At 60.0% G+C, this 8,925-nt stretch carries 5 protein-coding genes and 4 pseudogenes; 7 read left to right on the forward strand and 2 right to left on the reverse strand.

All coding sequences use genetic code 11. The features are described 5' to 3' along the window. Nucleotides 1-320: 320 nt before the first annotated feature. A pseudogene (locus AC0L2M_RS34225) lies at nucleotides 321-1,653 on the forward strand (IS1380 family transposase). A gap of 136 nt (nucleotides 1,654-1,789) precedes the next feature. On the opposite strand, the pseudogene AC0L2M_RS34230 reads toward AC0L2M_RS34225, so the two are convergent. Further along, nucleotides 1,790-2,010 (reverse strand): annotated as a pseudogene (locus tag AC0L2M_RS34230) (amidase family protein); the annotation flags it as partial. Between the two features lie 645 nt (nucleotides 2,011-2,655). Between AC0L2M_RS34230 and AC0L2M_RS34235 the strand changes: the two are divergent. From AC0L2M_RS34235 to AC0L2M_RS34255, 5 genes and pseudogenes are all read left to right on the forward strand, one after another. Further along, nucleotides 2,656-2,802, forward strand: a complete 147-nt coding sequence (locus tag AC0L2M_RS34235) for an aminopeptidase P family N-terminal domain-containing protein (RefSeq protein ID WP_473537225.1) — start codon at nucleotides 2,656-2,658, stop codon at nucleotides 2,800-2,802. 193 nt (nucleotides 2,803-2,995) lie between these two features. Next, nucleotides 2,996-4,174, forward strand: a pseudogene (locus tag AC0L2M_RS34240) (IS3 family transposase). Nucleotides 4,175-4,299: 125 nt separating this feature from the next. Next, the gene (locus AC0L2M_RS34245; RefSeq protein WP_473537226.1) at nucleotides 4,300-5,634 is read left to right on the forward strand and encodes an aspartate aminotransferase family protein; all 1,335 of its coding nucleotides are present in this window, start codon (nucleotides 4,300-4,302) and stop codon (nucleotides 5,632-5,634) included. 318 nt (nucleotides 5,635-5,952) lie between these two features. Next, nucleotides 5,953-6,114: a hypothetical protein gene (locus AC0L2M_RS34250; protein WP_473537227.1), complete on the forward strand. Its 162-nt coding sequence runs from the start codon at nucleotides 5,953-5,955 to the stop codon at nucleotides 6,112-6,114. Between the two features lie 291 nt (nucleotides 6,115-6,405). Further along, a complete protein-coding gene (locus AC0L2M_RS34255; RefSeq protein WP_473537228.1) occupies nucleotides 6,406-6,651 on the forward strand; it encodes a hypothetical protein in 246 nt (81 codons plus the stop codon). A 32-nt stretch (nucleotides 6,652-6,683) separates the two neighbouring features. Here AC0L2M_RS34255 and AC0L2M_RS34260 read toward each other — a convergent pair whose 3' ends face one another. Then, nucleotides 6,684-8,339, reverse strand: a complete 1,656-nt coding sequence (locus AC0L2M_RS34260; RefSeq protein WP_473537229.1) for an MFS transporter — start codon at nucleotides 8,337-8,339, stop codon at nucleotides 6,684-6,686. Between the two features lie 259 nt (nucleotides 8,340-8,598). Between AC0L2M_RS34260 and AC0L2M_RS34265 the strand changes: the two are divergent. Next, nucleotides 8,599-8,925: pseudogene (locus tag AC0L2M_RS34265) on the forward strand (transposase); the annotation flags it as partial.

Below are 8,925 nucleotides of genomic sequence, written 5' to 3' on the forward strand. Positions count from 1 at the left end.
TACCAGATGCCCCTTGGATGAAACGTCTGCGGTCTATTGGCATTTGTTTGTTCCTCCTCAATGCTCCGTCACTGGACAGGGATTCGATATTGGCTACTCAGTCGTGCAGCCCAACTATTTTCATTGACCTATTTGCGCTTGAACGTCCCTCGGAGTGGGGCTCCCGTCAAATGCAGTTTGTGTATTACCGTCATCTAGCCCATCTTATGCACGACGGAGCGTCTGAGAGGTTGGTGGATGTAGCCTAAGCGATTGATCTGGCGTAGGATTCGGTTGTCTAAGCCAGCCCTGCCACCACATCTCGCGGAGCCACACCCGCCATGACCGACGATACGGTGCTGCCGCTCTCATTTCCAGCCGTTGGGCGCAAGAAGATCACAGCTGCGTTTGATGGCGGATGCATCACCTCGGATGGCGGCGTCATGCTTTTGGCCGCGGCCGAGCGCCTGCAACTGGCCGACAGGCTGGCGGCTGCGATCCACGATCCGCGCGACTCACAGCGGGTGACGCACGCCATGGCCGACATTCTGCGCGCCCGCATCTTTGCGATCGCATGCGGCTAGGAGGATGCCAACGATCTCGATCGGCTGCGCACCGACCCGGCCTTCAAGCTCGCCTGCGGGCGGCTGCCCGACAGCGGGATTGATCTGTGCTCGCAGCCGACCTGCTCGCGCCTGGAGAACCTGCCAGACCTGCGCACCGTCATCCGGCTCGGTTGGGTGCTGGTCGATCTGTGGCTGTCGAGCTATGCCGCGCCGCCCAAAAGCGTGACGCTCGACATCGACGACACGGTTGATGTCGTTCACGGCCATCAGCAGCTCTCGCTCTTCAACGCCCATTACGACGAGCGCTGCTTCCTGCCGATCCACATCTATGACGCCGCGACCGGACGTCCGGTCGCCGTGATCCTGCGTCCTGGCAAGACCCCGACGGGTAAGGAGATCCGGGCATCTGCGCCGGCTTGTCCGGCGCATCCGATGGCCGGCCACCCGCATCCTGGTCCGCGGCGACGGCCACTATGGCCGGGCGCAGGTCATGGCCTGGTGCGAGAACAATGCGCTCGACTACCTCTTCGGATTGCCCGGCAACAAGCTTCTCCAGCGTCTCGTTGATGAAGCCGCCGACGATATCCGCACCCGCCGCGCGCTCGAGCAGAAGCCGGTGCTGCGCGGTTATGCCGAGACCCGATACAAGGCGAAATCCTGGAAGACGCAACGTCGCGTCTGCGCCCGCATCGAGGCAACCATCCGCGGCCTCGACATCCGCTTCGTCGTCACCAATCTCGACAAAGGCTCCGCCGCGCATGTCTACGACGTGATCTACTGCGCCCGTGGCCAGGCCGAAAACCTGATCAAGATGCACAAGAGCCAGCTTGCCTCCGACCGCACCAGCTGCCGCTCACCGATTGCCAACCAGGTGCGCCTCGTCCTGCACACCGCCGCATACTGGCTGATGCTCACCTTGCGCGAGGCGGTGCCCAAAACCGATCACCTCAGCAACGCCGAGTTCGCCACGCTGCGGCTCAGGCTCCTCAAGCTCTGCGCCCGCGTCATCGAAACCGTCTCGCGCATCCGACTGGCCTTCGCCGCCGCCTGTCCCGAGGCCAGCCTGTTCCGACAAATCGCTCTCACGCTGCAGCCCGGAGCACCATGAGCGCCGGGGCATCAAGGCCGCGCCTAAACCCAAACCCTGACCCTCCAGCGCGTTCCAAAGTCCAGTCCCAGCTGCGGTGAAAAAGACGCCTCATACCTGCATGATCGAATGCTCACCGGCGCTCGAACCACAACGCTCATGAATAAGGACGGGCTAGGCCGCGCTGGACCGCCGATTCGGACCCCCGCGGATCAATCGGTGTTGAAGGACACAGTCCAAAATGTCCTCCAGAACCTTGGCGCCAGCAAGTAACTGCGCCTCGCCACGCGGCGCGGCCACGATTTGCATTCCGACGGGCAGGCCAGACTCGGTGAAGCCGCACGGCAACGACAGCGCCGGACATATGCGCAAAAAAATCCGCTCCCCAAAGGCCATCGTTTCGCATCCAAGGTTCTAAGCTTTGGCTGAAGTTTGACAGCGTGGAGGCAACATCCGATAGCGTTCTCAAGCGTGCTCGTCGTGGGGTTTTTCAAATCGTCATCGCACATCAAATCTGTTCGGATTTCATCATGCACCTCCCGCGGTGGTCAAATATTGATTATCGCGGCTAACCATCTCGGCGCCTGATGGCTGTGCGCCCCGGTCGGGTTTTCCTGCCAGAAATGATGCACGAATTTGGTGCCCAGCGTGCCTTCGGCCTTGGCTAGACGAGGATCGGGGCTCCGTCATATCGTCTTATCGCTTGCCTCAGCGCCCTCAGCGCCCGACACTTGTCAGCCCTCCCTCTCGGTGGAAGCTTGTAAGCGCGCTTTCCCGCATGGAGCGCCCTCGCGGCTCTCATAAGATACGAACCAGCAACGGTTTGGCGATAAAGAGCGCGCCCGATAAGAGACGTTCAACTCCGCGTGCACCGTGTGGCGTGGCGCAGTAAGCTATCTGAATGCGAGATGGCTCGAATCTATAAACAACATTTGACGTTCGCGACGCTCGCAGAGATCGTGTCCCGGAGCGTTAGCTCCTTTCTCAACCGGGATGGGTAACGGGAGCGCAGAAGGGAAAGCTATGGCGACAAACACCCTCAATTTCAGCTTGGACGAGTACGCGGAGCGCCTTCGCAAAACGCGCTCTGCAATGGAAAAGCGCGGCATTGACACGCTCATCGTCAGCGACCCCGCCAACATGAATTGGCTGACAGGCTATGACGGCTGAAGCTGGACTTTTCCAGGAGGCGGGCATGTCGGCCATCATTTGCGGTCCGGGCTCCATCGAGCAAGCGCATAAGGCCAACGAATTTGTCGACATCGATCAGCTGACGAGCTGCCTCACGATGCTGTCACTGACCTGCCACAGGAAATTTCCTCCATCTGAGATTAGAGTCCGGCCTCGATTGAAGGACGGACTGATGAAGAGAAAGCGGTTTACGGAAGAGCAGATCATCGCGGTTCTGCGTGAGCATGAGGCGGGAGCAAAGGCGGGCGACCTGGCGCGCAAGCATGGGATCTCCGAGGCGACGCTGTATAACTGGAAGGCGAAATATGGCGGGATGGACGTCTCCGATGCCAAACGGCTGAAAGCCTTGGAAGACGAGAACGCAAAGCTGAAGAAGCTGCTCGCCGACCTGATGCTCGAAGCGTCGGCACTGCGCGAGCTTCTTTCAAAAAAATGGTAGGACCCGCCGCCAAGCGCGAAGCCGTCGCGCATCTGCAGGCCGTCATGGGCGTGTCGGAGCGTCGGGCCTGTTCCTTCGTCGGTGCCGATCGCAAGATGGTCCGCTATCGGTCCCGGCGTCCGCCGGAGACGGAGCTGCGCACAAGGTTGCGCGACCTAGCCAACGAGCGCCGCCGCTTCGGCTATCGACGGCTGTTCATCTGCTCCAGCGAGAGGGCGAGCCATCAGGGGTCAATCGCATCTACCGGCTCCCGCGAGGGGGGGCTGACGGTGCGCAAGCGCCGGGCACGGCGACGAGCGGTCGGCACGCGGGCGCCGATCCTGGTTGAGGCGAAGCCGAACGCGCGCTGGCCGCTGGACTTCGTCCATGACCAGTTCGCCTGCGGGCGGCGGTTCCGGGTGCTGAACATCGTCGACGACGTGACGCGCGAATGCCTTGCCGCGATCCCGGACACGTCGATCTCCGGTCGGCGCATTGCTCGGGAACTGACTGACCTGATCGCCCGGCGCGGCAAGCCGGACATGATTGTTTCCGACCACGGCACAGAGTTCACCTCGAACGCGATCCTCGCCTGGTCGAAGGATCATCGCGTCGAATGGCACTACATCGCGCCGGGCAAGCCGATGCAAAATGGCTACGTCGAATCCTTCAACGGCCGAATGCGCGACGAGCTGTTGAACGAGAGCCTGTTCTTCGGCCTCGACCACGCCCGCAGTGCCATTGCCGAATGGAGGCAGGACTTCAACACCGCGAGGCCGCATTCCTCGCTCGGCTACCAGACCCCGGCGGCCTTCGCCGGAACCCTCGCCGCAACCGGCTCCGACGCTGCGCTCAATGCGCGTCTCCGCCGGTTGCTCAAACCGCGCCTACGGCGTAACAGAAACGGCCGAGGCTCTAATCGCCACTGGATGAAAGTTCGTGGCAGGTCATCAGGTCTCAATGCAAAACTAATTTCGCAAGCACCCTCCCGCGAGGGGCACGAAATTTGCATTTGAAGCTAAAATACCACTCAATTTCTGGATGGGAGTTTCTAACAAATGTCAGCCACTACGGGTTCAATCAAACAAAATGCAGATCTCGACTCCGTACTCAACGACGCACTGCAGCGATTTGTCGACCGCAATCCTAAAAGCTTGGCCCGCCATATAGACGCCAAGCACTCGCTTCCAGGCGGCAACACCCGTTCCATACTCTGGTACAATCCCTTTCCGCTCACTTTGGTGTCCGGAGATGGCTGCTACGTAAAAGACCTTGATGGCCATCAGTACGTGGATCTCTTGTCGGAATACACTGCGGGACTGTACGGACATTCCGACCCAACGATAGCTGAGGCCATGATTGGCGCCATCAGAGATGGCGTCATGCTTGGTGGGCCAAACCGTTACGAGGCACAGTTGGGCGCCGCTATTGTCGACCGCTTCCCGGCGATCGAACGCGTGCGCTTCTGTAACTCCGGCACGGAAGCCAACATCATGGCATTGACAACCGCGCGCGCAATCACGGGCCGAACCAAGATACTGGCTTTTAAACAAAGCTATCATGGCGCCGTGTTGAGTTTTGAACCCGGTGGCTCACCGCTCAATTTACCTTTCCCTTTTTTGTTGGCTGACTACAACGATGAAGCCGGCGTGGAGATGGTTATGCGACAACACGCCAATGATCTCGCTGCGGTCATCCTGGAGCCAATGTTAGGAGCCGGAGGCTGCATTGTCGCCAAGCCAACATTCCTTCCGCGTATCCGGGATCTGGCTGACGAACTCGGTGTTATCTTGATCTTCGACGAGGTGCAAACGTCACGCTTAGGTTATAGAGCGTTGCACGGTGAACTCGGTATCCTTCCCGATATGGTCGCGCTTGGAAAGTATATCGGCGGCGGCGCAAGTTTCGGCGCTTTCGGCGGTAAGGCTTCGATCATGGATCGCTTTGATCCTGCGCTGCCCAATTCGTTGGTGCACGGCGGTACCTTCAATAATAACGTCTTAAGCATGGCTGCGGGATTGGCTGGGTTCACGAAAGTTCTGACTGAAGAAGCAAGCCGAAGAGTCAACGCCACAGGCGACTGGTTGCGAAGCGAGATGAACACCGCTCTCGAGCGCCACGCGGTTGCCGCTGTAGTTCTCGGCCGAGGCTCGTTGATGAATCTGCATTTTGTCGATGGCGTGGTTGAGACACCGGCGCAACTTAAGGAAAGAGATGTACGCTGGCGGAAGCTATGGCATGTGGAGATGCTGCTGCGCGGCTTCTATGTAGCGCCACGCGGCCTTCTCTCTCTCTCGCTCCCCTTCGGTGAGGTCGAAGCGAAAAACTTTCTGGAGGCATTTAGCGACTTTTTGGCTGTTCATCGTTCCCTCTTGCCTACACGGACCAGCTAAACCTCTGATTCTGAATGACGGCCCGTGAGTAGTGGTGACGTTGTAGGTTTTGCAACGCTAAATCGCGTGGTATCTCACAGATTGAGCATTTTTGTCCGGTTACATTTAAGATCCAGTTTGCCCATGGAAGAGAAGCGCCATGGGCAAGCCGCATCTGACGTTGCCCCCAGATTCTATCCAGTTTTGAGTTCGCTTCCGGCGTTGCTTTTGCCCTGGCGGGCGGGTGGTGCGCCGCGACAATCAAGGTGCGGCGTCTCATCCTGATCGTCGCGCTATAGCTCGGGGGTCATGAAACGAAGCCGCCTTCCGATAGGCGGCATGCCGCCCGTTATGGCGCTCAGGTTCGAGAGGCTGGTGGTGTTGTGGGAGGCGTCCGACCGCCTCTGCTCGAAACGACTGAAGCCGCTGATCCCCGTCTTGCTGGCGGCGCTTGAACGGAGCTTGATGGTGTGGATGGCGAGCTTCGCGACAAGCTGCTGACGATCAGCGCAGCGACGACGGATCGGCTCCTGTCGCAGGTGCGTGTTGTGGCTCGCGGCGGGTAACGCCGCCGCGCCGGAATGAGGGTCCGGTGATGATGCTGTTTGCCGGGATTCGTGCGGCACAGGAAGACCTTTGGAAGGCGGGTCGATGGTCGAAGCCCGAGGAACCTGTCGCCACCGATCCTAAGGCTTTGCCGCGAACCTGAGGATGGCCTGGCAGGCTGGGGAGACACGCCTCACGCATCGAAGGCCTTATCGGCGGATCAAACGCTACCCGACGAGGCCGAGCATGCTGGAGCCTTACGTGGCGCGGATTCGGGCATGGCTTGAGGCCGAGCCAACACTTTCGGCAGTCACGGTGCTCCAGCGGCTGATAAGTGCCGATCCGGCGCGCTTCACGAAGAAGAGCCTGAGGACAGTGCAACTGCCTGTGAAGGCATGGCGCGTGGAAACGGCGGAGCGGATCATCTTTGGATTAATCGCGCGGGTCATGTCGGCAGCACCCGCTCGGTACCATTCTCCGGTGAGGCAATAGGGGGGTCAAATCCTCGCTTCGCTTGACACCGTTCAATGGCGAGGGAAAAAAGGTGTCGATTGCTCGGCCTTGCGAGGGGCACTTGTTGGCCGCTCGATTGACAACGTTATTTGCGGTGCATGCTTTCCTTTGTGCAGAAGGAGGATTTTCTCGTCCAGTTCCTTGTCTGCTTCTGTGAGACGATGATTGAGGCGAAGGTAGTCGGTCCAGGTCGGCGTACGGAATGTCTCTGTCCACCGCAAAGGCTTCTGCAGGTTGCGCTGGAGCGTCCAGTGCCGAGCACCGACGCGGCTATGGACATGCCGGCGCTTGCGCATGAGGTCCAGGAAAGCTTCGAGATTTTCCTCATCTACGAGGTACTCGACCTTGACCACGATGGGGCCGCTTCTCGGCTTCAGATGAAGCGCGACTGCCGGGGCGTCGAATTCCTCCAAAGGATCGGGCTCGGATTCGCGGCGCTCGCGAAGCGGAAACAGGACGCCGGCAGCGGCGACCAGCAGCAGGGCTCCAGCGGAGCCCTCCAGCGCCAGGGTCAGGGAATGGTTCTCGGCCACCGTGCCCCAAATCCAGCTCCCGGCCGCTATGCCGCCGTTTATCAAAGCATAGTAGATCGAGATGGTGCGCCCCACGACCCAGCGCGGGCTTGCCATCTGCACGCTCACGCCAACCCCGGACCAGGCGGTGACCCAACCCGCGCCGCCCAAAAAGAGCGCGATTGCGGCCACTGCAATCGAAGAGGTCAATGCAAGGGAAAGCGAACATGCAGCGCAGGCAACGCAGGCGAGCGTCATCAGTCGTTCTTGAGACAAGCTCCGTCTGAACAGGCTGTTGGAGACGCCGGCGAAGATAGCGCCTGTCCCGAAGCCGGTCATGAGCGTGCCATAGGCGAGCGGTCCGCCTCCCAACTGATCGAGGACAACCAGGGGCAACAGTGCGAGTATGGCGATGCCCGCCAGGCCAAAAAGGGTCCCACGGGCGGTCGCCGTCTTAATTTCCCACGACATCGCCGTGAAGCGCAGCCCGTCATAGATCGCCGTCCTCATCGGCTCACGCGGGAGAGGCGAAGAGCGAACCTTCCATTTGCAGCGCAATAGGGTGACCAAAGGGACCAGATAGGTGAGGGTGGTTACGGCGAAAGCCGCCATAAGTCCGAACGAGGCAACCACGATACCGCCGAGCGCCGGGCCCATGGTCCGGACAGTGTTGAAGCCAACGGAGAGAAGGGTGACGGCAGCGGGAACATCGCGTCGGTCCACCATTTCGCCAACCGAGGCCTGCCAGGCGGGATCGTTGAGAGCGCCGCCGCATGCGATCAAGAAGCTGAAGCCGAGGATGATCCACGGGTCGACAAAGCCGAGCGCCACAAAAGCCGTCAGCATCGCAGATGCGACTACCATCAGGCAGCGGCCGGCGAACATGACCCTGCGACGGCTGAAATTGTCGGCCAGAGCCCCGGCGAAGACGGCCAAGATTAACGCTGGCAGGCTCGACGAAGCCTGTACCAGCGCGACCATCAAATCGGAAGTCGAGACTGTTGCCATCAGCCAACTTATGGCAACAGTCTGCATCAGCCAGCCGAGGGAGGAGACTTGAGAGGCCAGCCAGATCGACCGAAACGTCGAGTTCCTGAGCGGCGCAAATGTCCCTGGCGGATCTATATCTGTATCTGCGCCCGCGGCTCTGCTCATTGCTCCGACCGATCGTGTTCCGCCGAGCTAAACCACTTGGCGGGGACACGATCCAATTACTGGTCGGATGCGTCAAATGCAGTCTTTGTATTGTGGTCATCTAGCAGCGAGATGGTCCCGGGCAGACAATTGGACGATAGTGTCCTGAAGGTTCTGCAAAAAGCTCTGGAGAGAGAACAGCCCTTACTCTGAGGCGAGGGGCGGCCATGGCACCGCTGGTGACGTTGCGATTACCGATTCCCGTAGAAGGGTAAGTGCCATGACCAAGCGACACGTTAGACTGAGCAGAGGCGAGTTGAAAGCGTTGCTGTTGTCGGACGAGGACGGCTTTCGCAGAGTTTTGCAGACTGTCGTGCAGGAGGCTTTGGAAGCCGAGATGACGGAGGCTTCCGCAAGATCGGGCCGGCCGGTTCTCAACGGAGTTGTTCGAGCGTTATCAGCGTTCGGAGAAGGCACTGGTATCGGCGCTGGTCGAGATGTACGTGCAAGGCGTGTCGACGCGCAAGGTGAAGGCGATCACCGAGGAACTGTGCGGCCATTCCTTCTCGGCCTCGACGGTGAGCGAGGCGACGGCGCGGCTGGATGA

This window comes from Mesorhizobium sp. WSM4806 (assembly GCF_055811635.1).

What these genes read in the sequence shown, in the direction of transcription:
- AC0L2M_RS34260 (WP_473537229.1), bottom strand. Translation starts at nt 8,339, where the DNA reads ATGAGCAGAGCCGCGGGCGCAGATACAGATATAGATCCGCCAGGGACA.
- AC0L2M_RS34235 (WP_473537225.1), top strand. Translation starts at nt 2,656, where the DNA reads ATGGCGACAAACACCCTCAATTTCAGCTTGGACGAGTACGCGGAGCGC.
- AC0L2M_RS34255 (WP_473537228.1), top strand. Translation starts at nt 6,406, where the DNA reads ATGCTGGAGCCTTACGTGGCGCGGATTCGGGCATGGCTTGAGGCCGAG.
- AC0L2M_RS34245 (WP_473537226.1), top strand. Translation starts at nt 4,300, where the DNA reads ATGTCAGCCACTACGGGTTCAATCAAACAAAATGCAGATCTCGACTCC.
- AC0L2M_RS34250 (WP_473537227.1), top strand. Translation starts at nt 5,953, where the DNA reads ATGCCGCCCGTTATGGCGCTCAGGTTCGAGAGGCTGGTGGTGTTGTGG.